This is a genomic window from Paenibacillus sp. BGI2013 (genome assembly GCF_002843485.1).
Taxonomy (GTDB): domain Bacteria; phylum Bacillota; class Bacilli; order Paenibacillales; family Paenibacillaceae; genus Paenibacillus; species Paenibacillus amylolyticus.
Map to the genome: position 1 here is coordinate 16,383 of NZ_PJFA01000023.1, position 26,393 is coordinate 42,775.

The 26,393-nt window shown below is 48.1% G+C and carries 24 protein-coding genes; 20 read left to right on the forward strand and 4 right to left on the reverse strand.

Annotated elements, in window-relative coordinates:
* The first annotated feature begins 139 nt into the window (after nt 1-139).
* From CXK86_RS30410 to CXK86_RS30435, 6 genes are all read left to right on the forward strand, one after another.
* Nucleotides 140-496, forward strand: a complete 357-nt coding sequence (locus CXK86_RS30410) for an SdpI family protein (RefSeq protein ID WP_180361902.1) — start codon at nt 140-142, stop codon at nt 494-496.
* A 190-nt stretch (nt 497-686) separates the two neighbouring features.
* A complete protein-coding gene (locus tag CXK86_RS30415; RefSeq protein ID WP_101315043.1) occupies nt 687-1,139 on the forward strand; it encodes a helix-turn-helix domain-containing protein in 453 nt (150 codons plus the stop codon).
* A 230-nt stretch (nt 1,140-1,369) separates the two neighbouring features.
* Nucleotides 1,370-2,590, forward strand: coding sequence for an MFS transporter (locus CXK86_RS30420; protein WP_062837652.1), 1,221 nt, complete (start codon nt 1,370-1,372; stop codon nt 2,588-2,590).
* Between the two features lie 18 nt (nt 2,591-2,608).
* Nucleotides 2,609-3,031, forward strand: coding sequence for a universal stress protein (locus CXK86_RS30425; RefSeq protein WP_101315044.1), 423 nt, complete (start codon nt 2,609-2,611; stop codon nt 3,029-3,031).
* 162 nt (nt 3,032-3,193) lie between these two features.
* On the forward strand, nt 3,194-4,618 hold the full coding sequence (locus tag CXK86_RS30430) for an aldehyde dehydrogenase family protein (RefSeq protein WP_101315045.1): 1,425 nt from the start codon (nt 3,194-3,196) through the stop codon (nt 4,616-4,618).
* A gap of 369 nt (nt 4,619-4,987) precedes the next feature.
* Nucleotides 4,988-5,800, forward strand: coding sequence for a MerR family transcriptional regulator (locus CXK86_RS30435; RefSeq protein WP_101315046.1), 813 nt, complete (start codon nt 4,988-4,990; stop codon nt 5,798-5,800).
* 151 nt (nt 5,801-5,951) lie between these two features.
* Here the strand turns inward: CXK86_RS30435 and CXK86_RS30440 are convergent, their stop codons facing one another.
* Entirely contained in the window at nt 5,952-6,449 is a 498-nt protein-coding gene (locus CXK86_RS30440; protein ID WP_036614172.1) for a GAF domain-containing protein, read from the reverse strand.
* A 185-nt stretch (nt 6,450-6,634) separates the two neighbouring features.
* On the opposite strand from CXK86_RS30440, the gene CXK86_RS30445 reads away from it, so the two are divergent.
* The 3 genes from CXK86_RS30445 (at nt 6,635) to CXK86_RS30455 (ending at nt 9,410) form a co-directional block, all read left to right on the forward strand.
* Nucleotides 6,635-6,931 (forward strand): hypothetical protein, encoded by a 297-nt coding sequence (locus tag CXK86_RS30445; RefSeq protein ID WP_076254765.1) that lies wholly within the window; start codon nt 6,635-6,637, stop codon nt 6,929-6,931.
* A gap of 199 nt (nt 6,932-7,130) precedes the next feature.
* Nucleotides 7,131-7,703 carry a GNAT family N-acetyltransferase gene (locus CXK86_RS30450; RefSeq protein WP_076254763.1) on the forward strand — a complete coding sequence of 191 codons (573 nt, stop codon included), beginning with the start codon at nt 7,131-7,133 and terminating at the stop codon, nt 7,701-7,703.
* Between the two features lie 201 nt (nt 7,704-7,904).
* Nucleotides 7,905-9,410 carry an MDR family MFS transporter gene (locus CXK86_RS30455; RefSeq protein WP_083685188.1) on the forward strand — a complete coding sequence of 502 codons (1,506 nt, stop codon included), beginning with the start codon at nt 7,905-7,907 and terminating at the stop codon, nt 9,408-9,410.
* A 463-nt stretch (nt 9,411-9,873) separates the two neighbouring features.
* Here CXK86_RS30455 and CXK86_RS30460 read toward each other — a convergent pair whose 3' ends face one another.
* A complete protein-coding gene (locus CXK86_RS30460) occupies nt 9,874-10,335 on the reverse strand; it encodes a MarR family winged helix-turn-helix transcriptional regulator (protein ID WP_017690799.1) in 462 nt (153 codons plus the stop codon).
* 505 nt (nt 10,336-10,840) lie between these two features.
* On the opposite strand from CXK86_RS30460, the gene CXK86_RS30465 reads away from it, so the two are divergent.
* The 6 genes from CXK86_RS30465 to CXK86_RS30500 all read left to right on the forward strand — a co-directional run bounded on the left by CXK86_RS30465 (nt 10,841) and on the right by CXK86_RS30500 (nt 18,307).
* Complete coding sequence (locus CXK86_RS30465) at nt 10,841-12,172, forward strand: MFS transporter (RefSeq protein WP_076254759.1); 1,332 nt, start codon at nt 10,841-10,843, stop codon at nt 12,170-12,172.
* Between the two features lie 207 nt (nt 12,173-12,379).
* Nucleotides 12,380-13,729 (forward strand): hypothetical protein, encoded by a 1,350-nt coding sequence (locus CXK86_RS30470; RefSeq protein WP_076254757.1) that lies wholly within the window; start codon nt 12,380-12,382, stop codon nt 13,727-13,729.
* A gap of 49 nt (nt 13,730-13,778) precedes the next feature.
* The gene (locus tag CXK86_RS30475; protein WP_101315047.1) at nt 13,779-15,347 is read left to right on the forward strand and encodes a hypothetical protein; all 1,569 of its coding nucleotides are present in this window, start codon (nt 13,779-13,781) and stop codon (nt 15,345-15,347) included.
* 463 nt (nt 15,348-15,810) lie between these two features.
* Entirely contained in the window at nt 15,811-16,542 is a 732-nt protein-coding gene (locus CXK86_RS30490) for an ABC transporter ATP-binding protein (RefSeq protein WP_076254753.1), read from the forward strand.
* A 21-nt stretch (nt 16,543-16,563) separates the two neighbouring features.
* On the forward strand, nt 16,564-17,811 hold the full coding sequence (locus CXK86_RS30495; RefSeq protein ID WP_076254750.1) for an ABC transporter permease: 1,248 nt from the start codon (nt 16,564-16,566) through the stop codon (nt 17,809-17,811).
* 112 nt (nt 17,812-17,923) lie between these two features.
* The gene (locus CXK86_RS30500; protein ID WP_076254748.1) at nt 17,924-18,307 is read left to right on the forward strand and encodes a hypothetical protein; all 384 of its coding nucleotides are present in this window, start codon (nt 17,924-17,926) and stop codon (nt 18,305-18,307) included.
* 142 nt (nt 18,308-18,449) lie between these two features.
* On the opposite strand, the gene CXK86_RS30505 is transcribed toward CXK86_RS30500, so the two are convergent.
* Nucleotides 18,450-19,718: a BaiN/RdsA family NAD(P)/FAD-dependent oxidoreductase gene (locus CXK86_RS30505; RefSeq protein WP_036668236.1), complete on the reverse strand. Its 1,269-nt coding sequence runs from the start codon at nt 19,716-19,718 to the stop codon at nt 18,450-18,452.
* Between the two features lie 213 nt (nt 19,719-19,931).
* On the opposite strand from CXK86_RS30505, the gene CXK86_RS30510 reads away from it, so the two are divergent.
* From CXK86_RS30510 to nadE, 3 genes are all read left to right on the forward strand, one after another.
* On the forward strand, nt 19,932-21,608 hold the full coding sequence (locus CXK86_RS30510; RefSeq protein ID WP_179087978.1) for a two-component system sensor histidine kinase NtrB: 1,677 nt from the start codon (nt 19,932-19,934) through the stop codon (nt 21,606-21,608).
* Nucleotides 21,609-21,830: 222 nt separating this feature from the next.
* A complete protein-coding gene (locus CXK86_RS30515) occupies nt 21,831-22,265 on the forward strand; it encodes a BrxA/BrxB family bacilliredoxin (protein ID WP_017690788.1) in 435 nt (144 codons plus the stop codon).
* A 139-nt stretch (nt 22,266-22,404) separates the two neighbouring features.
* Nucleotides 22,405-23,214, forward strand: a complete 810-nt coding sequence (nadE, locus tag CXK86_RS30520; protein ID WP_017690787.1) for an ammonia-dependent NAD(+) synthetase — start codon at nt 22,405-22,407, stop codon at nt 23,212-23,214.
* A 160-nt stretch (nt 23,215-23,374) separates the two neighbouring features.
* Here nadE and CXK86_RS30525 read toward each other — a convergent pair whose 3' ends face one another.
* Complete coding sequence (locus CXK86_RS30525) at nt 23,375-24,190, reverse strand: alpha/beta hydrolase family protein (protein WP_076254746.1); 816 nt, start codon at nt 24,188-24,190, stop codon at nt 23,375-23,377.
* Nucleotides 24,191-24,440: 250 nt separating this feature from the next.
* Between CXK86_RS30525 and acpS the strand changes: the two genes are divergently transcribed.
* Together acpS and mutY are read left to right on the forward strand one after the other, a co-directional pair.
* Nucleotides 24,441-24,839: a holo-ACP synthase gene (acpS, locus tag CXK86_RS30530; protein ID WP_036668233.1), complete on the forward strand. Its 399-nt coding sequence runs from the start codon at nt 24,441-24,443 to the stop codon at nt 24,837-24,839.
* Nucleotides 24,840-24,868: 29 nt separating this feature from the next.
* The gene (mutY, locus tag CXK86_RS30535; RefSeq protein ID WP_076254744.1) at nt 24,869-26,236 is read left to right on the forward strand and encodes an A/G-specific adenine glycosylase; all 1,368 of its coding nucleotides are present in this window, start codon (nt 24,869-24,871) and stop codon (nt 26,234-26,236) included.
* Nucleotides 26,237-26,393 lie beyond the last annotated feature (157 nt).

The following is a 26,393-nucleotide window of genomic DNA, read 5'->3' on the forward strand; positions in this document are numbered from 1 at the left end:
CGTTCGCCTTTATCCCCGGATTTTCCCCTTTCAATAAGGAATCAAAAATCTGAGGGTAACAGTGATTGGCAGGTTATTCTGTCATCGGAGTGCTAGTGTAAGCAGCTCTATGGAAGACAACAGTGAAGGGGAGAACGTTTTGACAGGAGCAGTAGTAGGGATCATCATTGGGGTGTGTTATTTCATTCTGGGGTTCATGGTGTTCAAAAAACCACCGAAAATGATTAACGGAATATATGGTTATCGGACCCCGCGTGCAATGAGTAATCCCGAGTTATGGGACGAAGCGCAAAGTTATAGCGCCAATCTGATGATGCAATTTGGTGTGATTATCACGATATTCGGCATTATCGGTTTCTGGCTTACAGATGTACGAGCTTTGGTGCTGAGTCTGGTTGCTACAGGATTTTATACGTTCAGATTGTTTACCAGAGTTGAAGGCCGGTTGAAGCAAATGCAGCGTGCACAACAGCAACAGAATGAGCAGAACGTTTAAGGTAAAATGAATGAATAGTGTAGAGAGGAAGACTCGCGTGTGAAGCGGGTCTTTTTTTGTTGAAGATAGAGAATGGAAGTCGATGTTCAACTCGCTAAGACTTTATGTGTAAAATCTAACGTTGACGTTAATGTTAATATTATATATAATTATGTACATAACATTATAGTCATATGGAAGAGGTGAAGGAATGAGTTTATATAAAATCGACGACGTAGCCAAGGAATGTGGTTTGACCAAGCGAACCATTCGGTATTATGAAGAGATTGGTGTCATGCCTTCACCTCAGCGGACAGATGGCGGGACGCGGTTGTACACTCGGGAGGATATCGATTATCTGAAAAAGGTGGTTCGCGCCAAAGAGGTACTTGGATTCTCCCTTCAGGAGTTACATACCTATGTGGCAACGGCAGATGCCTTGAACGAACAACGTTTTGACTACCAGCAGACGACCGAAGTAAGAGAACGGATCGAGAAGCTTACCGCGATGGAAACAACGCTGGATGGTCAGTTGCAACTGATTGAGCAGAAACTTCAGAGCATACATGCCGTACAGACTGAACTGGAAGAGCTGCGTGAACGCGTTCGGAGCGGTATTCAGAAGTTACAGGCACATGATCCGCAGGGTGATGAAGACGGCTAACCGAATTAGCATCTATTTTCAAATAAACAAAACTGTATACACATAATCGCTACATGGAGTGAGCACCATAGTACCTGTGGCGATCCTGTACAAACACCGGATGTTTCGGTGTCATTTGTGCCGTTTTGTTACCTCTAATTCTGAAAATGTATAGAATGTTTTCATTATTTTCACGGTCGTTTTCAAATATAAAGCTTAACCACATAAATTATTCACAGGAGGAATTACGTATGAAAAGAGAGCCATCATTACCGGATGAATTGCCGTCATCACGTGGGGGCCTGTTATCCCAGCCGCGAGCAGTATGGGCGGTTGCCTTTGCATGTATCATATCCTTTATGGGTCTGGGTCTGGTTGACCCGATCCTGCCCGCGATTGCAGATCAGCTACATGCTTCGAAAAGCCAGGTGTCGCTGCTATTTACCAGTTATAACGCTGTAACCGGTGTAGCGATGCTGATTACGGGTGTCGTATCCAGCCGGATTGGTGTGAAGTGGACGCTGCTCAGCGGCATATTGTTGATTATTATCTTCTCATTCCTCGGCGGTACCTCAGACACGGTAGGTGCACTGGTCGGTTACCGTGGCGGTTGGGGACTAGGGAATGCCTTGTTCATCGCAACGGCGTTATCTGCCATTGTGGGACTGTCCACGTCAGGGACAGCCAAGGCAATTATTTTGTACGAAGCAGCGCTTGGTCTCGGGATTGCGGTTGGACCGCTGCTTGGTGGTGAGCTAGGTTCCATCTCTTGGCGTGGCCCGTTTTATGGGGTGGCTGTTCTGATGGCGATTGCCTTTATCAGCATTACATTTATGTTGCCCAAGATGGCCAAACCGAAAACACGCAGTTCTTTGTCCGATCCGTTTAAAGCATTAAGTTATCCTTCACTGAAAACATTGGCGATTACCGCCTTCCTGTATAACTTTGGTTTCTTTACCTTGATGGCTTATTCACCATATGTCATGAATCTGGATGAGCACGGCTTGGGTTATGTATTCTTTGGCTGGGGACTGATGCTGGCGATTACGTCGGTATTCGTGGCACCAAGATTACAACGCCGATTCGGATCGGTTCCGTCCATGAGTGTCATGCTTACATTGTTCGCGATTGATCTGGTTGTTATGGCAGTAGGTACGGTGATGGGTTCACCAACTACCGTAATTGTTGCAGTCATTGTAGCGGGGATTTTCCTTGGGATTAACAACACATTGATTACAACGGCTGTTATGGAAGCTGCACCTGTGGAGCGTTCTGTTGCTTCTGCTGCATACAGCTTCGTTCGTTTCCTGGGTGGTGCACTTGCTCCATGGCTTGCGGGTAAATTGTCCGAGTGGTTCCTGCCAGAAACACCATTTTATTTTGGCGCATTAATGGTACTGATTGGAGTCGTGGTACTGCTGGTACGCCGTCATCATCTGCGGGATATCGATTCCGCCATTACATCTCATTAATTCACAGGAGGAATTGCAATGCTGAAACGTATATTGGTTGCTGTTGATGGTTCGGATCATGCGCATAAGGCTTTGGAGCAAGCACTGATCCTAGCTGAAAATATGAAACAACCCGCAAGTCTGTTGATCGTGCATGTGAATCCGGCTATCTCTATCAATGAACCTGCATTGGGTGTTGATCTGGAAGCTCGGATTGCCGAAGAAGGGCAACATATTATAGAACCGGTGACTAATCAGTTGTCAGGGCGTGACGTTGCATATGAAACGCTGTTGATTGCAGGTGATCCCGTTAATGAGATCTGCCGTGTGGCGCGTGAACGAGATTGTGGAATGATTGTGATGGGTACCGGCGGGAAAGGCATGCTCGCAGAGATGATCGTGGGCAGTGTCAGTCATGGCGTGTTAAAACATGCAGAATGCCCCGTCCTGACGGTTAAATAGGTTGTGAAATCCTTTATAATGCAATAGCTCAAGATCGCCACAATGGCTCATCAGGTACGTTACAAGCTATGATTGCCGAATACCGTAGTGGGTTGATGGCACGGAAATAGTGTATAAATAGATTAAGTTCAATAGGTTCTAAAAGGATGGAGGATGCAGCATATGAAAAAACAACATCTGTTTATCGGTGGCAAACCCACCGAATCCGTAGATTATAAAACACTTCAAGCACCATACTCCGGGGAAACGCTCGCAGAAGTCTCGTCGGCTTCAGCCGAGGAAGCGGAGGCTGCTATTGCAGCTGCCGTTCAGGCTGGGAAGGCAATGCGCCAGATGCCTGCACATCAGCGTGCAGATATTCTGTACAAGTTGTCCTCCATGCTCGAAGAACGCAAGGAAGAAGCAGCGCGAATCATAGCGCTTGAAGCGGCGAAGCCGATTACGGCAGCACTGGCCGAGGTTGACCGGACGGTGGAAACATATCGTTTTGCCGCTGAGGAAGCCAAGCGGCTGACCGGAGAGACGGTTCCGATGGATGCAGCCAAAGGTGGAGAAGGACGTATCGGTTATACGATGCGGCAACCTCTAGGTGTCATCGGTGCGATTACGCCGTTTAATTTTCCAATGAATCTGGTAGCCCACAAAGTAGGCCCAGCGCTGGCAGCGGGCAATACGATCGTACTCAAACCTGCGGAACAGACGCCTCTGTCTTCCTATTACATCGCTAATCTGCTTCAGGAAGCCGGACTGCCGGATGGTGCACTGAACGTGGTGAGCGGTGATGGCAAAACGATTGGTGATGTGCTTGCGGAGCACCCCCGTGTTGCTCATATTACGTTTACAGGCAGTCCAGCGGTAGGGACGAGCATTCGTAGCAAAGCAGGACTCAAACGCGTGACATTGGAGCTAGGGTCGAATGCAGCGGTGATTGTGGATAAGGACGCAGACCTGGATAAAGTGGTTCCTCGCTGTGTGACGGGAGCTTTCACGTATCAGGGACAGGTATGTATCTCGCTACAGCGGATTTACGTACATCGTGATATTTCGGAAGAATTCATCCGGCGTTTGGCTGAAGCGGCTAAACAAGTGGTGGTCGGAGACCCGCTGAGCCCGGATACGGTGGTCTCTGCGCTGATTACCTCCAAGGATGTACAGCGTACACTCGACTGGATTGAAGAAGCCAAACAGGCAGGGGCTGAGGTGGCAGCAGGCGGTCAAGCTGAAGGAGGCATTCTTCGTCCAACGGTATTGATTAACGTTCCGCGTGATGCCAAGGTATCCTGTCAGGAGGTGTTTGCACCCATCGTTGTGATCAATACGGTAGATTCCGTTGAAGAGGGTATTGAACATGTTAACGATTCGATATACGGGCTTCAGGCAGGCGTATTTACAAACGATATCCATACCGCCCTCCATGCTGTCGATCAGATTGAAGCAGGCGGAGTTATGATTAATGATATTCCGACGTTCCGAGTGGATCACATGCCCTATGGTGGGGTGAAACAGAGTGGTATCGGACGTGAAGGTGTAAAATATGCTGTAGAGGAAATGACGGAATTGAAATTTGTTATGTTTAACAAAGGGTGAGTATCTTCCATTATTTTACTCAATATACCGTATGCCAATGAAAACATAACCACACACGCCTGTGCCAGAATAATGGCACAGGTTTTTTTATATGAAGATCATGGAAAAAGTTTTCAAAAATACATGCGGATTCTTCGCCGACTGCGGGTTCACATCTGATGAGACGGGTATAACATAGTTAACATACCGCAACATAACTGACCAACCGCCGCTCATATCACTGAAGCATGATGTACCCATCCAGAGCACGAGCGGAATGAAGCGGTACAGCATTGCCGAAAGTCTTATATTCTCTCATTATTCAAATACAATGCAGTATGAATTAAGCCTGAACTCTGGAGTTGCAGGACAGGCAGGAGGTGTATTCAAATGGCATATTCCATGGTTGACGTATCGGGAATGTCAGGCGTAAGTCTGAACGAACTGAGCCAGTATGCGGAGACAGGTCTTCTGAATCCGGCATTTGGGGATGTAGATGAGGACATCTATTATGAAAAGCAGGAATTGTTGAGACTCCAGCAAATCCTTTTCTGTAAGGAAGTAGGTATGAAGGAGAATGAGATTGCCCCGATGCTCCGGGATAATCCTCAGGATGTCATACGCATCATGAAGCAACATCGCATTGATATTCTGGAGAAGGCACTCCGTCTGCATGGATTGATTCAGACACTGGACAAAACGATCTCTCATTTGCAAGGTGAACAGGAAATTGATGAACATGATCTTTATATCGGTTTTGTAAATAAGGGGCGTCACCAGTTGCTGAATGAATCGGGTTCTGAAGCTGTAGTCACTAATGATATGAACCATGTGCAGACAGACGATGCTCAGAGGTCCGACATCCAATCTTCCAATTCATCCACATTGCCTGAAAATCAGGAGATGAAGTCAAAAGAAGATTATCTGGATTCCCAGGCGAAAATTGATCAAGTTCATCTGGACTTGCAACAGGCCATTGAGGATGGATTGGAGCCCGGTAGTGCGAAAGTACAACAGATTATTGGCAGGCATCTTGAATGGATCAAAGGTTATTATACACCCACCGCTGAGATCTATCGGGATTTGGCCAATCTGTATGTAGAGCATAAAAATTTCCGTCAGATGTATGATGGTTACCATCCGAGGCTGGCTGAATTCCTGCGGGATGGGATGATGATTAAAGCGGAACATGATTTATCCTAAATGCATAAAGTAACATGGGCGAGCAAGAACATGGGTGTGAATCATAATGGATAACAAAGAGCGCAGACCTCTGAGAGGACTGCGCTCTTTGTTATTACGGGTTCTTCATCATCGTGTGTGATGAGACTCCAATCACCTTATTCATCATTTCCTAAAGAGGTATGGTTGCCTCCAACTGCTCTGTGAGCAGGCTTACGGCTTTCTCCAGGAAGACGCGGTCTTCGTCGTCAAAACGGTTTTTGATCGGGCTATCGATATCCAGCACCCCGTACAGCTCGCCGTTTTTGATAATCGGTACGACGATCTCACTGTTCGATGCTGCATCACAGGCAATGTGGCCTGGGAAGGCATGAACATCATCAACGACCAGGGTACGTTTTTCCGCAGCAGATGTGCCACATACACCACGTCCCAGTGGAATTCGGATACAGGCAGGCAGTCCTTGGAATGGTCCGAGGACCAGTTCTTTTCCATCATACAGATAGAAGCCGACCCAATTGGTGTCGGTCATAAATACATTGAGCAGCGCAGCAGCGTTCGCCAGATTGGCAATCGCACTAGGTTCATCGCGGATCAGAGCACTTAACTGTCCCAGGACGGCGGTGTGCTGCTCACTTCGTGTTCCTTCATAGGAAACAGCTTGAAACATGGTAAATCACCCTCCCGAGCAAAATGGTACTTATTTTCAAGATAGTGCAGAGGATGCGGTTAGTCAAGCGGAGGATTTCGGAAAGGGAAGGGAATACCTGAAGAATCCTCCTGTTTCTCAGCTTCTTGCGCGGGGTAATTACTTAGCAACCACGGAGGGCTATAACCCGGGAAGGAGCTTGGCTTATGCATGCAGAGGTACAGAATCTTTTTGTACGGATTCATCTACTACATTTCGCGCAAAATCAGGATTTGAACGTTAGCGAGGCACTGCCCCTATTGGAAGAACGGGGATATCGCGTTGGAGAGCGGGAGATCAAGCAGGAGCTTGAACACCTGACACAGGAGAACTTCCTGACCGCCCACGGGGACCAATGGAGCCTGACCGGGACTGGCATCGAAGAATTCAAGGAAATCACGGCTGTGTTTGGCCGGGTTAGCGATGAATTACTGGGGAAGGGCAAGAAAACGTCCAAAGCTTAAAATTCATTAGGACAAGCCATGATTCCGTAATTCACTCAAACTTGAATAGTTCCATACGTACAACAAGACCGGGAGCGAAATTGGCCCGGTTTTTTGACGTGTGTCCATGACTGAACAGTTGCCATTCGGCGCAGGTTATGATTAGATGACTAGTGAATATTATGGTCTGCGGAGATAGATCGGATCGGAGTGTCTTTATATGTATAAATGCAAAGGAAGAATTCCCGAAATGGAGACTGCGCGGCTTCGTCTGCGTAAAATGCGTCGCCGGGATGCGGCCCAGATGTTCGCATGCTGGTCAGATCGCGAGGTGACCCGTTACATGAATCTTGCACCCATGATTGGGACAAGCGAAGCGGCGGACATGATTGGACTGCTCAACCAAATGGCAGGAGAAGAGGATGCGATCCGCTGGGGGATCGAACTTAAAGAAACAGGCAAGCTCATCGGCAGCTGTGGCTTTAACACATGGCAGCTTGAAGGCGCATTCCGGGGTGAGATTGGTTATGAGCTGGGACGTGATTATTGGCGACATGGTTATATGACGGAGGCTTTCTCCGCATTGCTGCCCTTTGGATATGAGACCATGGGTCTTAATCGAATTGAAGCGCTGGTTGATCCGCGTAATCTGGCTTCCGGCGAGTTCCTGACAAACCGCGGCTTCACACGTGAAGGATTGCTGCGACAGGTGCAACATACGTCCACCGGATATAAGGATATGGTGATGTATTCAATGCTGTATGATGAGTTCCTTCGTAAGAAAGGTAAATAAAAGAGACAATATATGATTTTTTTTAAATACACGTAAACGAAGAAACAGAACAAAGCTGGAGAAGCGAAGCGTTCGCCTTTAAAGCTTTCTGAAAGAAAGCTACATCGGAAGCTTGTGCTGGTTCGTAGTAGAGGTGTAAATTAACGTACCAATTATATAGAGAATGAAGAGAGAAGGGTTTGTGTGAATGCAACTGGAGGTTTGAAGCGCAGTTTCATCTTGACGGGGCTGTTGCTTGCGACATTTCTGTCAGCGATTGAAGGCACCGTAATTGGTCCGGCAGGGCCGACCATTGTCAGTGAACTGGGGAGTGTACAGCTGCTGAGCTGGATTTTCACCGCATACCTGTTGACGATGGCTGTGAGTACGCCCATTTTCGGTAAAATCAGTGACTTGTATGGACGAAAGCCTGTATTTCTGATTGGCTGTGCGTTATTTTTACTGGGTTCACTCTTGTGCTGTCTGTCGCAGAACATGGAGCAATTGATTATTTTCCGTGCTATTCAAGGGATTGGTGCGGGTGCGGTAGTTCCTGTTACATTTACGATTATTGGGGACATCTACGCGATTGAAGAACGTGGCAAAATCCAGGGATGGATTAGCTCCGTGTGGGGCATTTCCTCTCTGGCGGGACCGCTGCTTGGTGGTTATTTTGTAGATAATCTCGGCTGGCAGTGGATCTTTGGTTTTAATGTGCCGTTTGGTCTGCTCGCGATGTGGTTTGTATTTCGTTATCTGAAGGAAGATATCTCTCCACGTACGGCCAAGATTGATTATGTCGGTGCACTGACCTTCACGGTGGGCATTACCGCATTGTTATTTGTCCTGTCGGCGGGTGGGCAGTATTATGCCTGGAGTTCTCCGTTGATTGTTGTGCTGAGTGTGGTCGCCGCTCTGTTTATCATTTTATTTTTCGTGGTGGAAAAAAGAGCTCAGGCTCCAATGGTTCCACTACATCTGTTCCGAATTCGGGACATCCGTGTGGCGAATATCGCTGGACTGCTGACCAGTACTTTGATGATCGGCCTGACCAGTTATTTGCCGCTCTGGGTGCAGGGGGTTCGGGGAGGTAATGCGACGGAATCCGGGCTGCTGCTCGCACCGATGTCGGTGGGTTGGCTCATTGGTAGTGTGATGGCAGGCCGTCTGTTAATGAAAATTGGATCACGTATGACCGCATTGATTGGGTTAACCGGTATTGCGATTGGATCGGGTGGACTCTTTCTGGTTGGCGGGACATCCCCGCAGGCTGTGCTATTTGTATTGACCTTTATTTATGGTCTTGGTTTCGGTTTTGCTTTTACGATCTTCACCATTATTGCGCAGTCTTCTGTAGGATATAAGGAGCGTGGCTCCTCTACGGCATTGCACACGTTCATGCGTACGTTGGGACAGACGATTGGTGCAGCGGCTTTTGGCACTTGGTTGAATTATCGGATCTCCACGTTATCCAGTGAGCAGAATCTGGCAGAAGCCGGAATTTCGGAAAATGATCTGAACGAGCTTCTCGCTCCACATACGGATGCTGCCCTATCGGATGACAAATGGGCGTTGCTGCGTAACGTTTTGGAAGGAAGCTTGCATTCCCTGTTTGTGATCATGTTTGTCATTGCACTGATCTCGTGGGTAACGACGCTTGCTCTACGCAAACGTTTGATCGTACCCGAAGATGCAGATGCTCCAACGCAGCCCCAAGGCTCAAAGTAAGAAGAAGATATGTATACGAAAAACCGGATTCGCCGATGTCAGGCAAATCCGGTTATTTTTGTTGCTGGCACACGTGCAGTGGACTAGATTACATCTTCAAACTCAGGCAAGTGATATGTTGGGGGATGTCCCGGGTCTAAAGCATTTTGAAGTACAGGCTGGCTGATCCTGGTGAATCGTCCAGACGAATTTCTAAGGAACGGAGGACGTCTTATTTGACCTTCTGCTCCTCTTTCTCAATTGTAAGGAACATGAGACAACTTATTTCCCGAAATAACCTGAAAAACACGTTGTAAACGGCTGTTTATTCAAAGATAGCGTGTGTCAGATTCCTTAAAATGCTGCGAGCGCTTCAGACCCCTGAATAAGACGTCACAGGTTCGTTAGCGTTAGCGCTCCCGCTCCATAGCTGCTCCAGTACATTCTGTTCCGCTCCGGCTTTCGACAGGTTTGAAGATACGCTCTAGCTGCTCGCTGATAAACGGTCTGCAGAATGTGCAAGCCTTCCCAAGAGTTCAGACAGCAATTCCTTGTCTTCCTCGCTCAGTCCACTTACCGCCCGATCAATCTTCAACGCATAGCCTGGATAGATGTCATCCATGGTGCGCTGTCCTTCTTCGGTCAGTTCCACAAAGATGATACGTCTATCTTGCGGACAATGTTTACGGTGTAACAATCCTTTTTGCTCCAGCTTATCGATCACATAGGTCACATTACCACTTTGCAGCAGAAGTTGCGCGCCAACCTGTTGAATCGGCTGAGCTCCTTTCATATATAACACTTCGAGCACCCCGTATGCGGTGGGGTTGAAGCCATGCACTTTGCTTCCGGATACAGCGTGTTCATTCACGCTCTTGAATGTCTGGGCCAAGGTGCGGTACAGATGAAGTGAACGTTCGGTTCCGATTTCTTGTAATTCCAGCATGCTGATCCCGCCTTTTCAGATTAGTTTATAAGTTGAAATGATAAAGTTACAACCTACCACTACGAGGACAGAACAACCTTCCAATCACTGTTATCCCCAGATTTTTGAAATATTCTTCAAAGGTAAAATCCGGTGATAGCGTATGCTTCCGATGGAGCTTTCTTTCAGAAAGCTTTTAGGTGAACGCTTCGCTTTTTCAGGTTATTTCTGTCCTCTCCGTTATGCTGTTCATGTAAAAGAGTATTTCAACTTATATGAGTTGGTTAGTTATGTTTGACGATTCAGGTTGTCGCCATGGTTTAATTGTAAACTTCTATTTCTACGAAAAACATGCGATATGTCACAAGATTTGCATTTTTAGCATTTAAAATTTGATCATTCGTCATGCTGAAAAATTATCCTTCAGATGTCGCTTTTTCTCCGCCTCTGGCAGGAGGTCGAGTCAAGGGCTGCTCTATATAATGAGTTCATACTATGAATTGGAATATAATGGAGGAGAAGAAGGATGACAAGTGATTTAACGTTTGAAGGACAACGACCGCTGAAGAATAACCGATCTTTTGTAACATTGATGGTGGCACAGGCCATTTCCAATCTGGGTGATTGGCTGCATCTGCTCGCAATTCTGACCCTCGTGGGTATCCGCTGGAATGCAACGCCATGGGAGATTACATTTGTCACACTTTCCGCAGCACTACCCATTCTGTTGACAGGGCCATTCGCAGGCACGCTTGCAGATCGCCTGAACCGAAAATGGCTGATGATTTTAGCCGATGGTGCACGGATCATCATCGTGGGTGCGTTAATTTTTGCTGACCAGATCTGGCACGTCTACATACTGCTTGTCCTCAAATCCCTGTTTGATGTAATCTTCTCTCCGGCCAAAAACGGAAAGCTGAAGGAAATTGTACCTCGCGAACAGCTTGCCCAAGCTGTATCCATCAGCTCGGTGATCGAACAGATGTCCAAAATTATTGGTCCAGCGCTTGGTGGACTGCTGGTAGCCGCTTTTGGTATTACCTGGTGTTTTGTTCTCGATTCAGCTTCTTTTCTGATCTCCGGCATCATTTTATTGTGGATTCCTGGAACTCGGGTGATCCAAACCGCAATTCATAACGTAACAGAAGTAGAGGAAGAGCCAGCTGGAGATGTTCGCAACCGCTCAAAAGGCTCTTTTTGGAAAGAAACACTGGAGGGTATCCGCATGCTTGCATCTCTCCCTCATGTAGGAACGTCTCTGATTTTGCTTGCTTCAGCCATACTTTTTCTGCAATTTGCCGATTCACAGACTGTGGTATTATTCAGACAACTTCCCGGAATTTCAACTGATCTGCTGGGATGGTGCGTGGCAGCAAGTGGCGCAGGTACATTAATTGCAGCGATGAGTGTACGGAAGTGGAAGCATGCAGGGCATGTTTTGAAAATGGGTCTGGGCACCATACTCATGGGTCTGGTTATCGGCGGAGCCGGAGTTATTGTTGGGATTTGGCCGCACGCCGGATTAGGTGCCAATCTGTTGTTAGTATCCCTCTTTGCCCTGGCAGGTGTTGGAATTGGGTTTGCAATTGTCCCCTTTCAGATCCTGTTGCAGGAACAGACACCTGAGGCGATGACAGGCAGGGTGTTTGGAACGGTAGGCAGCGTGATGACAGCCAGTAATATTATGGGCCCGGTGGTAGGCGGATTTATGGTCACCTCATTTGGTGTAGTGCCGGCTTTTGTCTGTTCAGGCATTTTGATGACCCTGCTTGGTTTGATTTATTTGATGAAACGTAGCGGGGAAAAAGCCGATTTGACTGGCTCCATTGAAGCCAAGACGATGATTGCAGGCGACTGAAAACAGGCCGGATCTGCTCAGGTTAGAACAGTTGAAATGAAGGTTTGAATTTACTTCAAATTTTAAGTTTATGATTATAAAGCGTTTGAGTAAACGCCTTCACGTTTAATGAGGAACAGGCAGAAATCCCTGTATTCTAATTATTCCTAGGGGAAAACTCATATGCCTTGTCCCACCAACGCATTAGCGGAAAGGGGGTGAAGCAACTTGAATGTAAAGTTACCAAAATCGATTGTGCGTCTTGGAAGCATACCACTGGCTATACTCGCCGGGACTTTGATGCTGGGGTTTGGATCGTCACATGTATACGCAGACGAGGCTCAGGTATCTTCTGAAAAACCTTCCAGCGGATTGTCGCTAAATTTGTTTTCACGTGATTCGGATGAGATGTTGAACCTGACTCCGTCAGTATCGGTATCCACACCACTGCTGGATGTTGAAGTTCCTTCGATCAAAGCGAATGAATCGACAGGTAAGCTGAGTGTATCTGAGCTAAAAGTAGATACACCGCTTGGATCGGCCGGAACATCAGAGATTGGGATTGATGCGAAGAAGGGAACCGTCGAACTGCCGTCTGTACAGGCGGATACACCGGTGATCAAAGCCGATGTATCAAGCAGTCAGGTGAACCTCAACGAAGGTACAGCTTCCTTGCCTGGCGTTACCGCAGAGGTACCCGATGTGATCAAGGCAGAGACGTCTGCTGTGAAAACAGATCTTCGGCAGGGTAAGGTTGAATTGCCTTCCGTGAAGGTGGATGTGCCTGAAGTTACTTCGGTCAATATCTCTTCATCCCGTGTGGTTCTGAGTAAGGGAAATGTACAGTTGCCTTCTGTGAAAGCAGAAGTTCCAGTTGTAGACGTATCCGCTGAACTCAATCCTGATCAGGAAAAGGTGGAGATTCCAAGTGTGAAGCCGGAATCGCCTGTAGTCACTCCGGAAAAGCCGACGCTCGTCAAAACACCGAATGTTGAAACTTCCAATACGAGTGCGCTCGCAAATCCTGTCGCATCTCAGAACAACGAGCAAGGACAAGACTCAGTACAGGTTACGGGCAAAGTGATGGAGGTCACACCGGAACCAGAAGTACGTCCAGAACAACCTGTTGTCCCACAGGCATTGCCTGTGGAAGTAACCGATCTGACGCAGGATTCGGATGTTAATGCAGGTTTGCCCGATAACGAGTTATTCCTCGTAGATCAGACAGCTGCTAAAGCAGCTGTCACTGAACAAGTGCAGAGTAACCAGGAAGCCGATCTGAAACAAGTTGATGTCGATGCAACAGCTCCATTGCAGCCTCGTACAGAACGACCAACCAGTTGGTCTGTTGCAGCAACTTCTCCCGGAGCAGCTAATGCTTCCGCAGGGACAAGCTCCGGTTCGTCCGGTGTAACTGGAGGTGGAGCAACCGCTCCAGCCGCTGCACTTCCGGGAGCAGCAACGGGTCTGGTTACGCCAGATTACGATTTTGCTTTCCGAATGGAACGGCTCGATGGGTTCAGTCAATGGTCACAGGCACCGCCGGGGCGGCCGCCGCAATATACCTCTTTCTCATAGGCAACAATGGCGTTAATTCAACCAAAATTGAGAAGGAGTGTATATAATCATGAAAAAAGTGAGTCGTTGGGTAAAATTGTCGGTATTGTCGGGTACGTTGGTGGCTGGATTGCTGGGAGCTTCGCAGGCAACTTACGCAGATAGCTATAGCAATAACAGCAGTGGTAATCTGGATCTGAATGCAGGTTTGCGTCTGGAGTTGGGATCTCTTCTGTCAGGACACCGTGACACAGGTCACGGGAACAATGGTAGCTACGGAGGTTCATCCAGTACAACTGGAGCATTGAATCTGGATCTTGGCCTTAACGCCGGCTTATCTTCCGAGAGTATGAACCGATACAATGATCGTTCTTCCAATCACACTGCTGAGCGTAACAGTTCTGGCACGCTGGGCCTTGGCCTGAATGCCAATGTGTCGGGAGAAGGTACAACGATGAGCGACTATTCACGAGGCGGCGATGATCGGAACGTAAACAGCAGCTATGCGAGTGAAAGTCGTGGAGCGCTGGATCTCGGTCTGAACGTGAATGCCGAAGGTGAGAGTGCAACATGGACTCAATCTGAACGCAATAACAGCGTGAAAGACGGCGAGCGTAATGTGAACAGCAGCTATGCGAGCGAAAGCCGTGGAGCACTGGATCTGGGTCTGAACGCGAAAGCGGAAGGTGAGAGTGCGACATGGACTCAATCCGAACGCAACAATAGCGTGAATGACCGTGAGCGTAACGTAAACAGTAGCACTGCGAGCGAAAGCCGTGGAGCACTGGATCTAGGTCTTAACGCAAAAGCAGAAGGAGAGAGTGCAACGATGGCTCAATCTGAACGCACTAACAGCGTGAAAGACGGCGATCGTAACACGAACAGTAGCTATGCGAGCGAAAGCCGTAGCGCACTGGATCTAGGTCTGAACGTGAATGCAGAAGGAGAGAGTGCAACAATGGCTCAATCTGAACGCACTAACAGCGTGAAAGACGGCGATCGTAACACGAACAGTAGCTATGCGAGCGAAAGCCGCGGCGCATTGGATCTGGGTCTGAACGCAAAAGCAGAAGGAGAGAGTGCAACGATGGCTCAATCCGAACGCAGCAACAGCGTGAATGACCGTGAGCGTAACGTGAACAGCAGTTACGCGAGCGAAAGCCGCGGAGCACTGGATCTGGGTCTGAACGCGAAAGCTGAAGGAGAGAGTGCTACAGTAGCTCAAACTGAACGGAACAACAGCGTGAAAGACAGAGAGCGTAACACGAACAGCAGCTATGCGAGCGAAAGCCGCGGTGTACTAGATCTGGGTCTGAACGCGAAAGCAGAAGGAGAGAGTGCAATGATGGCTCAATCCGAACGCAGCAACAGCGTGAATGACCGTGAGCGTAATGTGAACAGTAGCTATGCGAGCGAAAAAAGCCGTGGCACACTGGATCTGGGTCTGAACGCGAAAGCGGAGGGAGAGAGTGCAACATGGACTCAATCTGAACGCAACAGCAACGTGAAAGACAGCGAGCGTCACGACAACAGCAGCTATGCGAATGAAAGCCGCGGAGCACTGGATCTGGATCTGAACGTGGATGCGGATGCGGATGCAGAGAGTGAAACTACATCTGTGGTGGAGACAAATCGGTAATATGAGATTTTCACTGTAATATGAAGAAGCAGGGGCTCCGGAACCCCTGCTTCTTTTTATTATAAAAATGGGGAGATTATTATTAAAAAGTCTGCAAAAGTTAATTTGCCTAACGGAATCAGTAGTGATTTTATGGATACATTGGCTGATGTGATGGGTGATTATGATCAAACCTTGAAAGGTCTCAAGGATAGGTGAGTATGACCCGGTATTGAGTATTCAAGAGGTTATTGCGATCAACGACGCTATGATTAAGCGTTACAGTCCTGGAGAGCAGATTGGAGTTAAAGATTCTGGTCTGCTTGAATCTGCTGTTGTAAGAGCACAATCATCAGCTTTTGGTAACGAAGCCTACCCATCTATATAGAAATGCTCAAAATGATCAAACACACAGCCCGCAACTCGATTACAATAAAACATAAAGAATGAAATAAACACCCGATTAGAACAGGGAGTGAATGATATGGGAACGGAATATAACAGTACAACTATACAGGAGTCCATATTGGACGTACATATTACAGAGGCAGGATACGAGCCGGGACAATCGACTATACGCAATATTCGGATGAATGTGGCGCGAGGAGAGCTGGTAGGTATTATCGGACCAAATGGTGCGGGCAAAAGTACCACAATCAAAACGCTTCTTGGTCTGCTGGAGCATGCGAACTATGAAGTGACGATTGGGGGAGATGGTCGTTATGCCTATATCCCGGAGCAACCGGTTTTTTATGAATATATGACGCTATGGGAACATCTTGATCTGGCCGCAGCGGCGTATGAAATGGAGGAAGAAGCTTTTGTTGCCCGAGCGGAGGAGCTGTTGGTTCGTTTCGGTATGGACCATGTTCGAAATGATCTTCCAGCCAGTTTTTCAAAGGGCATGCGGCAGAAAATGATGCTGATGATCGGATTTCTGTCTTCACCGGATATCTATATTGTGGACGAGCCTTTCATCGGACTGGACCCTCGTGCAACCAAGGATTTTCTAAAATTACTTGATGATGAACGTCGCCGCGGCGCGGGTGTGCTTATGTCTACGCATGTACTGGATACCGCTGAACGAATCTGCGACCGGTTTATTCTGATTGCTTCGGGCAGATCTGCTGCCGAGGGAACATTGGATGAGATCCGTGAAGCGGCAGGATTGTCGGAAGCCTCTTTGTTTGACTGTTTCGATGTACTGACGTCTTAGATAGAGAGAGGGTGAGAGAGAATGGAAACTTCCCAGCGTTATACCCCACTTCGTTTATACAGACGAAGACGTAAAGAGCATTTCAAGGAACAGATGAAAAATCTCAGACTCGTCGTGGATTGGACAGTGTGGGTATACCTGCTTGTTCCGGGTCTGCTCTATCTGATTGGGTGGTACACGAGTCTGTGGACCAAACCACTGCCTGCATGGGCGACAGGATTACCGCTCCCCGTACTGACCGGGTTGATTGACGTCGTTATGCTCACCGGGGGTGTGTTGATATTTGTGGAGGAAGCGGATGTATTGTTTTTGAAATCAAGGCCATTGTGGATGCGCACGTTAATGAGGCAAGGGCTCTACCGGTCCTGTCTGCAACATCTGGGCAAAATGATCCTGATTGCAGCGCTGACCGCTCCCCTGTTGTCCCGTGTATATGAGATGTCGAATCTCCAGATTGCACTTATGGCTGTCTGGTTTGGTGCAGTAGCTTCATTCCAAGCCATAACACTACATATGACAAAGGTTCGACATACAGGATGGCGGCGCTGGATTCAGATGATCCCTCTCGTCATAGGCATAGGTTACATGACCATTAATGCGACATCATGGATGCATGGACAGACGTGGAAAATCAGTTTTGGAATCGTAATTATCATGCTTCTTCTAATTACAGTTGGACAGATGAGGCTATTGATGAAGGGAACGTTTGAAGGGGATGTGCGGGAGGATCTGCGGAGCAGGTTGCAGCTTACAGCTCTAATGTTAAGCCGGGCGGTGAGCAAGCCGAAAGCCCCACGAACACGGTCCATCATCTTCCGTAAACCGCGTAAACTGTTACGTAATCGTTCCATCGCGAATCGGACAGCGGAGATTGCATTCAAGGCATTTTTCCGGAACTCGGCCACGATGAAATTGTATCTGCAGCTTGGCGGACTATCCATCGCAGCAGTTGCCTTACCACCTTTTCCGGTCAATGTCATTGTGTGTGCGTTATTAATCATCATGTTGACGGTGATGTTTTATCGTTCCTGGGATGTTTTTGCCACGTCCGATTATGTTCAGCTTATAACGTATGACACGGAGGCGCTGCATCTTGCAGGTTCAATGATGGTTCGGATGTTGTTCATCCCGATTGGTATTCTTATGGGATTCACGCTGGGGTTGGCCTGGCTCGGCTGGATCGTCGGTATTCTGACAGCTGCAGGTGCGGTGGCCTTCGGACTCTGTGTCTTATCTATTGCCAGCTGGGTCCGGCTGACCCGGGCCTAAAGGAATTCCTTTCTAATTCGGAGCATATCGTGCGCTATATCTGCCCATGCTATAGAAGAAGAATCTCGTCTATGGATGATGAGAGATTAGCTGTAGCAAGGAGGAAGAGACGATGATGGATAATAGCGAACTACAGGTGCATTTTTCAGACGGTTCAGCGTTGAATGCCGCAAGGGCAACCTTGGAGGAATTGGGATATAAGCCGTATCAGTCCGGCCCGCTGGAACTGTACATCCCCACAGATCGCCAAGATCCTCAGTCTGCCGTAGAGATTGCACAATCTCATGGAGGAAGTGCCGTATTTGCCTCGCAAACGGAAGAGCTGGATCAGTTTCAGAATATATCGATTCCGGCTCATCTCGTGAATGAAGACTGGCATGAGGGTTATGCGAGCCAAAACCAGGGAAGCCAGACGGAGCAAGGCAGACATAACTATAGCGATGATCCGGCATACGATGATTCGGCTGATGGATTCTCAGGCAGTGTGAAAGCATAGAAGCATCACAAGCTAAGAGCAGTTCGAGCCAATTTTTCTAAAATGGAACAATACCCAAAAACCCCGATCGTCCACAGATGTGGATATCGGGGTCTTTGGCATCTGAGCTAATTCATCATGCGCTTAAAGTGTGTAATACCTATTATGATGTAACGTGTTTATATTCTGCTGCATGCATGCCAGCCGTGTATCCTGTGGAGAATGCAGCGGTGATATTATACCCTCCGGTGTAGCCGTGAATATCCAAAACTTCACCGCAAAAGAATAGTCCAGGCAGCAGCTTGGATTCCATTGTTTTTGGGTATATCTCCTTTAAGTGGATTCCTCCCCCAGTAACAAAGGCTTCTTTAAGTGATCTCGTTCCGTCTGCACGGAAGGTAAAAGCTTTCATTAGCCCACATAAGTTGCTTAACATACCTTTGGGGAAATGGTGGAACGTGAGGTCATCGCTGATCTCTGCCCGTTTCATCATTAAGGGAATCATACGTTCAGGAACCCATGTTTTTAAAATATTTTTGACAGCTTTGCGGGACTCTTGTTCCAATACTTGTTGCACCTGTGCTTCCAATGCACCTAAGGACAGCTCCGGGAACAGATCAATGCTCATAATGACCTGTGGGTTTCCAGACTTCATCTGAACCTTGCGGATAAATTGGCTGCAGCGCAGTGCAACCGGTCCTGACACGCCAAAATGCGTGAAGATCATATCCCCGCGATGAGAGATGACTGTTTTTCCTTTGGCATCTACTACGGATAGAGCGATATCCCTTAAAGACAAACCTTGCAGTTCTTTGGACTGAATCCAACTCTCTCCAGACACAATGGGCACTTCGGTCGGATATAACTCCGTTATCGTGTGACCCGCAGCCTCAGCCCAAGGATAACCATCTCCGGTAGATCCCGTTTGGGGTACGGACTTGCCGCCGGTAGCGATGATGACAGAGCGCCCAAGAATGGTTTTACCGGATATCAATTTAACACCTTGTATCTGCTGACCATTCTGAATAATTTCCTTGACCGGTTCTTTGGTGCGAATCTCAACGCCGAGGGAGACAATTTTGCCAACCAGCGCATCCACAACTGTTTTCGCTTTATCGGTTACAGGGAACATTCTGCCGTTGTCTTCTTCTTTCAGGGCAATTCCGAGATTCTCGAAGAAACGCATGATTCCCTGGTTGTCCAAATTTTGAAACGAACTATATAAAAAGCGTCCATTACCCGGAATATGTCGGATGAGTTCATCCGTTTCCTTGGCGTTGGTTACATTGCATCGACCTCCGCCAGAGATGCCGAGTTTACGACCCAGTTGATCTCCTTTATCCAGCAGAAGCACGGAGGCTCCATGCTCAGCAGCAGCAACGCAAGCCATCAGGCCCGCAGATCCACCGCCAATTACAATGACATCATACATATGTTATTACCCTCTTTTTTCATTGATTTTGTCTGTTTTACGTAAAATGTGTCTACTCCTGGCTTTTTCTGAAATATAATGGAGTTATGAGCAGTTCTATTGTGCAGTCTTAAGGGATATATTGTAATATACTGTCGCCTATGTTTTAATCAGAAATACATGAGGGAATGTGCAGGCAGAGGAGGAGATGGCATTGTGGTTGCGTTAAAGGACATGCTTTTACAAGTACTGCTGGCAGGGTCGGCGGTATTTCTGATTCCCTTATTCCGTCTGGCACTCTCCAAGCGGGTTATTGCCAGAATGGAACATGCCGGAATCGTTCATACCAGTTTTGCTGTGACAAGTGCCCTGAGCATGTTATTGTGTCTGCTGTTTGCGCTCTATGCAAGCCCGGTGGCCGTACCCATATCATTAAGCATCGTACCTGTGATACTTGTTATTTTGTATTGTAAGTCCGCTATAGGCGTAACGCTGTCCATTCTACATATTCTCTTCTATTTTCTTTTTGCGCATCCCTATGATCTGTACGGATTTCTCCTTCATACGGGCATTCTTCTCTATCCTATTGTATGGTTGTCTGCCAAACGATTCAAGCATAATACACCTTCACGCAAAATGGCGATCCTCATCATCCTGATTACAATGGAACTGGTTGTAACGAGTCTGTTATGGATCGCATCCCTCCAGAATGAATCCACTTACTCTGCGACCTACATGATACTTACAGCACTTGGATATACCGCTGGAGCCATTGTTGCGGGTAGTCTGAGTCTGCTATGGCTGGAACGGATGAAGCACTATCGCGGGCTGGAACAGCATCTCTCGGAAGTCCACCACCGATATATAGCCGAAACGGAGAAACTTCATCAGATTCTGAACGCAGTGCCTCTCTCCATTGCCACCGTAGATAAACAAGGCACAGTGATGTTTGTCAATGAGATGATGGAGCAAACGGCAAGGGAGCAGCTACCTTGTACCTCCACGCCTGATCTCATTGGACAGCCTGCCAGTCAATTTGTTGAACAAGGTCAGGCGGACAAGATGGATAAAAGCATTCGCAGAGCCGTCGTTCATGGTGAGATTAGTGGGTTGACCGTTCGTTACGGTGCATACGTATTTCAATCCCGAACCGTACCGATTTATGCCTTTTCAACAGAGTCTGCGAGAGAAGTTACAGGAGCCATGCTGATTATCCAGGATATCACGGAGCTTGAGATGTTGCGAAGTGAACTGGATAATGTGGATCGTCTTAGTCTGGTGGGGCAGATGGCTGCAAGCATTACGCATGAGGTGCGTAATCCAATGGCGGTTGTGCGGGGTTTTCTTCAACTCATGCAGGAAAAGAGTCCTGATTCCCTCGATCACTATTACCGGATCGTTCTGGAAGAGCTGGACCGGGCCAACAGTATCATTAATGATTTCTTGTCTTTGGCTCAGAATCGTATTGCCGAGAAAGAAGAATCCCAGCTGCACGATATCATACATGAACTGAGTCCGTTGTTATGGGCGGATGCGAACCTGCGTGGTCAGAGTATTGAACTCATGTTGGCCCATAATGTGCCGAAGCTGCATCTCAATTCTAAGGAAATCAAACAGGTGGTGTTGAACCTGGCCCGTAACGGGATGGAAGCCATGAATGAGAAGGGTGTGCTTACGCTGGAGACACGGATAGTGGATGATAAGGTGGAACTGTGTGTACGTGACACAGGACCTGGTCTACCCAGAGTGAAGAAGGAAAAGCTGTTTGAACCTTTCTATACAACAAAAGCCAAGGGAACCGGACTTGGATTGTCCATGTGCCTGAGTATTGTGGAACGACATAATGGAACCATTACTGTGGAATCGGAGGAAGGCCAGGGCACGACCTTCAAAGTAGCATTTGAACGTTAGTCATTCAGCATATTTTGCCAGACATTGAGACATAATATTATGGAAGAAGCCTTTCCGCAGGCGGTTTCTGAATCTTGCTTTCATTGCTTATGGATGTATAATAGGAATAGCACATCATTACATCCATAATGTTCGATATGAATGTAACGTTGTTTTGGAGAGTTTATTGGCCTTTAATTTTATCGAGATCATAGAACAACCATTTATAAGGAGTGAAACCGAATGTCGATGTCATTTGATCAATACATGAAAGATATGGTTCAACCGATGCGGGATGATTTAACTCGTCTAGGAATCCAGGAGTTGCGTACTCCTGAAGAAGTGGAAGCAAGTCTTCCGGATGCAAAAGGAACAGCGCTGGTTGTCATTAACTCTGTCTGCGGATGTGCCGCAGGTCAATGTCGCCCAGGTGTGTCCCAAGCACTGCAGCACGATATTACACCTGATCACCTGTACACTGTATTTGCTGGTCAGGACAAAGAAGCAACTGCAAAAGCACGTGAATTCTTTGCACCGTATCCTCCATCTTCACCGTCCATCGCTCTGATGAAAGACGGAGAACTCGTTCACTTTATCGAGCGTCATCAAGTGGAAGACCGTTCTGCAGAGGATATTGCGGCTGATCTCAAAAGTGCATTTGACCGTTACTGCCGTTAATTCGCTCCAATAGAACGCCCCGCCCTTCGGATCACCGATGCCGGGGCGTTTCATTTTGGATAGATAAGGTTATTGAACCATTCGGACCTTTCAAGCTGAACATCAAATTTCATTCATTTAGAAACGGGGTGTGTGAACGATGAGTTTGCAACAACAGATCATCGCTGAATTGAAGGTTAAACCAAGCATTAATGAAGAAGAGGAAGTACGCAAGCGTGTTGATTTTCTGAAGACGTATGTGAAAAATGCGGGTGCCAAGGGTTTGCTGATTGCGATCAGCGGCGGTATTGACAGTGCAGTGGCTACGGCGCTTTGCAAAAAAGCGACGGACGAGCTTACGCAAGAGAACAACCAAGAGTACAAAACGCTTGGTGTGTTCCAACCTTATGGTGAACAATCCGATATCGATCACAGCTACGCTGTAGCCAAAGCATACGATCTGAAGCATGTCGTGGAAACCAATATCGAAGATGCAGTTAACGAGATTGCGCTGGAAGTTGAGCAAGGTTTCAAATCCTTGGGTAGCCCACGTCATATGACTCACCAAGGCAAAGGTAATGTCAAAGCGAGAACTCGTATGGTTATGCAATATGCGCTCTCGTTTGAAGAGAACCTGCTCGTGGTAGGTACGGATCATGCATCCGAAGCCATCACGGGCTTCTATACCAAATGGGGCGATGGTGCTGTGGATATCACACCACTGAGCACCCTGAACAAACGTCAGGTACGCCAGCTGGCAGCATATCTGAACGTGCCACAGGCTGTTTTGGACAAAGCACCATCGGCAGGGCTATGGGAAGGTCAGACGGACGAAGATGAGCTGGGAATCTCGTATGAAGCGAACAGCGACTATCTCGAAGGCAAACAGATCGATCCGGCTGCACAAGAGCGCCTCGAAGCGTTCTATACGCGCACACATCACAAACGCAATGCCATTCCTGGTATCTAATACGGGTGGATGAGCATGATCGTTATAAGCTGTTAACACCAACATTGAAATAACGTCCCTCTTAGGGAATGCAAAAGAGTCACTGCTCACGCAGTGACTCTTTTTGTTATGTGGAACGAGAAACCGCAAAAATCCAGGTGACTACTATATTAAAGATGTGTTAGCTATTCCAGTCTTTGATCTGTTGCAGGGTTTGGGTGATGGCTTGCTCCAGTTGCGGAGTGGTTTCTTTAAATGGGTGTACGGTATTAAAGGTATGGTTCCCATCAGGAATCTGGTGCCATGGGATATCAGGGCGTGCTTGCACAAGTGCAGCAGAACCGTCCCGCAGACGCTGGGGATCTTCTGTTCCCTGAATGAGTGCGACTCGCAAAGTTGAAGAAGCCAAGCGGTCAAGGATAGCGTAACGTTTGCTATGCTTGTCCAGGTCTTCCAGAATAGCCACGTCCAGTGGCATCTGCTGGCCTGTTCGTCCGTTAACGACATGGCTGCGGCCATGTGTACGCATTTCTTCTTTTTGCTCCGCTGTGAAGAGATCCAGATTGGTTACGCCATTCCAGGAGATGACACCTGCCACCTGCTCGGGATGATCCAGTGCATAGACGAGACTTACGCCCGCACCGCGGCTATGACCAACCAGGTATACAGGAAGTCCACTGAGTTCAGGTTGTGTAGCCACATGTTCCAATACCAGGGCCAGATCGGCAAGCTCCCGGCTGTAGGTATTCATTGCGAACTTTTCAAGTTCAGAGAATTGCTCCAGATATTCGCTGATACCGTTGTGAGAGAAATTAAAGGTAAGCACATGATGCGTCTGGCTTAGCTGTGCAGCTGCATAGGGGAACATGCCCCAGTCTTTGAAGCCTTTGTATCCGTGAGACAGAACGATGACACCTTGAGCGGGTTGTTGTGCAGGGAAAAAGTCTCCGCGAATGATCGCATCTACGTCAGTGGGCAATTCAAAAGTTATGGGCATTATTCAGACCTCCTAAGAATTTCAGACGATTCCTGATTCATATTTTAGCATATATGGTAATGCGGATAGGTACTCGCTTCTGATCGCCCCTCCTGCTACAATAGAATACGTGTTCGGAGAGTTACGGATCATGTGATTGAATGGAGATCTTTTACAATGAAGGTTCAAAAAGAGCGGTTTTCAGTACCGAGAAGATGGGACTTTTTGAATAACCTCTTACAGTATAAAAGATTAAGCGGGTGAAGCGTTGATGATATATGGCATAGGTAATGATGTGCTGGAGATTGGACGTATGCAGAAGCTATTGTCCGGTCGCCATGCGGAAGCTTTCATAAAACGAATTTTAACGCCAGCAGAGCAGGAGATCGCGGTTCGTCGAGGGAAGCGGATGACGGAGTTTGTATCCGGTCGATTTGCAGCGAAAGAAGCGGTGTCTAAGGCATTTGGCTGCGGTATTGGTGGTGTCATGGGCTTCACTGACATTGAGGTGCTACCTGATGGGACAGGACGTCCAGTGGCCTCGCTGTCCAGTCAAGCCTGGGAACGTCTGCAGCTGCCATATGATAAGCAATATGACATTCATTTGAGTATTACACATCAGACGGAATTGGCAGCGGCCTTTGCGATCGTGGAACAGATGGAAAAGTAGTTAGCTTGGCAATAGGAGAGGACGGAAATATGGGTTTACAGGAACAGAAACAACATTTCAGCGTGAATTTGCTGGACTGGTATATGGTCAACCGACGGGATTTGCCGTGGCGTCGCCACAACAATCCGTATTTTACATGGGTATCGGAGATTATGCTTCAGCAGACTCGGGTAGATACGGTAATTCCGTATTTCAATCGTTTTATCGGAAATTTCCCGACCGTGCAAGCGTTAGCGGAGGCACCCGAAGAGGATGTGTTGAAAAATTGGGAGGGACTCGGTTATTACTCCCGTGCACGTAATCTTCAGGCAGCTGCGAGACAAGTCATGGAGCTGCACGGAGGCGAGATGCCGCAGGACAAGCCGGCTGTCTTTGCATTAAAAGGGGTGGGCCCGTATACTGCCGGGGCCATTCTCAGTATTGCCTTCAACCAGCCGCAGCCTGCGGTAGATGGCAATGTCATGCGGGTACTGTCCCGATACTTCCTCATCGATGAGGACATTATGAAGGGCAGCACCCGGGTGTTGATGGAAGAGCTCGCAGGAGAGCTCATTCCGGAAGGGCGGGCGCGTGATTTCAATCAGGCGCTGATGGAGCTTGGCGCGCTGGTGTGTACACCCAAAGCGCCGCACTGCCTGACTTGCCCGGTCATGGAGCAATGTTCCGGCCGCATCGCCGGAAGAGAGCTTACACTGCCGGTCAAGACCAAGGCGAAGCCGCCGCGCCCTGAGCAGCGGCTGGTCGCCATTGTGGAGGGCCGCGGTGCTCATCGCGGCCAAGTGCTTGTGCGCCAGCGCCCAGACACGGGCCTATTGGCCCGCATGTGGGAGCTGCCGCATGTGCTCGCGGCGCCCGCCGCAGTGAGCAAGAAGGCGGCGCCGCTGGCGGATGAGCCGGCCATGGCATTGCTGGCCGGCAGTCTATGGGCGGAAGGCTTCGCTGCCCGCCCGGAAGGGCTGGCTACCCATGCGGAGCATGTGTTCAGCCACATTGTCTGGAGCCTGCAGGTGTACAAGTGTACCGAGCAGGACCAGAGCAGTGAGCTTCCGCTGATCGCAGCGGAAGCCAGAGCCGCCTACGATGCACAGGCGGCAGCAAGGGAGGGCACAGCCTCATCATCAGCTGTGTCACCTGAGTCAGACACAATGCATCCATCGGAGCCAGACACGCCTAATGCGCAGAACATCTCAACATCACTTAACGATGGAGAGATGTTGATGTCATCATCTGACGTTAGTGACCTAGCACTGAGTACTACGACACTGACAGGTAAAGGCGATGGCTTGACCTACCGCTGGATCGGTCCGGAAGATATGGATAAGATGGCATTCCCGAATATCTTCCTGAAGCTGATCAGCAGTTATTTTGCTGGTGCGTATGATCAAGTGAATGATTAAATGGGGGAGCTAACGAACTCCAGAGGTCTTATCATGTGGATATACCACAATTATGAATTCTAACGAACCTGAGTGACGTTATCATAGACAAATCAACCCAAAAGTGCGCATCAAAACCCATATTTGGGGAAAGAGCTACTCTGAGATTCGTTAGGTT

Bases quoted from the DNA above. Each gene is read 5' to 3' on its own strand.
- CXK86_RS30435 (WP_101315046.1), top strand. From the start codon at position 4,988: ATGGCATATTCCATGGTTGACGTATCGGGAATGTCAGGCGTAAGTCTG.
- CXK86_RS30500 (WP_076254748.1), top strand. From the start codon at position 17,924: ATGATGGATAATAGCGAACTACAGGTGCATTTTTCAGACGGTTCAGCG.
- CXK86_RS30475 (WP_101315047.1), top strand. From the start codon at position 13,779: ATGAAAAAAGTGAGTCGTTGGGTAAAATTGTCGGTATTGTCGGGTACG.
- mutY (WP_076254744.1), top strand. From the start codon at position 24,869: ATGGGTTTACAGGAACAGAAACAACATTTCAGCGTGAATTTGCTGGAC.
- CXK86_RS30430 (WP_101315045.1), top strand. From the start codon at position 3,194: ATGAAAAAACAACATCTGTTTATCGGTGGCAAACCCACCGAATCCGTA.
- CXK86_RS30505 (WP_036668236.1), bottom strand. From the start codon at position 19,718: ATGTATGATGTCATTGTAATTGGCGGTGGATCTGCGGGCCTGATGGCT.
- CXK86_RS30420 (WP_062837652.1), top strand. From the start codon at position 1,370: ATGAAAAGAGAGCCATCATTACCGGATGAATTGCCGTCATCACGTGGG.
- nadE (WP_017690787.1), top strand. From the start codon at position 22,405: ATGAGTTTGCAACAACAGATCATCGCTGAATTGAAGGTTAAACCAAGC.
- CXK86_RS30525 (WP_076254746.1), bottom strand. From the start codon at position 24,190: ATGCCCATAACTTTTGAATTGCCCACTGACGTAGATGCGATCATTCGC.
- CXK86_RS30460 (WP_017690799.1), bottom strand. From the start codon at position 10,335: ATGCTGGAATTACAAGAAATCGGAACCGAACGTTCACTTCATCTGTAC.
- CXK86_RS30515 (WP_017690788.1), top strand. From the start codon at position 21,831: ATGTCGATGTCATTTGATCAATACATGAAAGATATGGTTCAACCGATG.
- CXK86_RS30440 (WP_036614172.1), bottom strand. From the start codon at position 6,449: ATGTTTCAAGCTGTTTCCTATGAAGGAACACGAAGTGAGCAGCACACC.
- CXK86_RS30425 (WP_101315044.1), top strand. From the start codon at position 2,609: ATGCTGAAACGTATATTGGTTGCTGTTGATGGTTCGGATCATGCGCAT.
- CXK86_RS30415 (WP_101315043.1), top strand. From the start codon at position 687: ATGAGTTTATATAAAATCGACGACGTAGCCAAGGAATGTGGTTTGACC.
- acpS (WP_036668233.1), top strand. From the start codon at position 24,441: ATGATATATGGCATAGGTAATGATGTGCTGGAGATTGGACGTATGCAG.
- CXK86_RS30465 (WP_076254759.1), top strand. From the start codon at position 10,841: ATGACAAGTGATTTAACGTTTGAAGGACAACGACCGCTGAAGAATAAC.
- CXK86_RS30495 (WP_076254750.1), top strand. From the start codon at position 16,564: ATGGAAACTTCCCAGCGTTATACCCCACTTCGTTTATACAGACGAAGA.
- CXK86_RS30510 (WP_179087978.1), top strand. From the start codon at position 19,932: ATGCTTTTACAAGTACTGCTGGCAGGGTCGGCGGTATTTCTGATTCCC.
- CXK86_RS30445 (WP_076254765.1), top strand. From the start codon at position 6,635: ATGCATGCAGAGGTACAGAATCTTTTTGTACGGATTCATCTACTACAT.
- CXK86_RS30490 (WP_076254753.1), top strand. From the start codon at position 15,811: ATGGGAACGGAATATAACAGTACAACTATACAGGAGTCCATATTGGAC.
- CXK86_RS30450 (WP_076254763.1), top strand. From the start codon at position 7,131: ATGTATAAATGCAAAGGAAGAATTCCCGAAATGGAGACTGCGCGGCTT.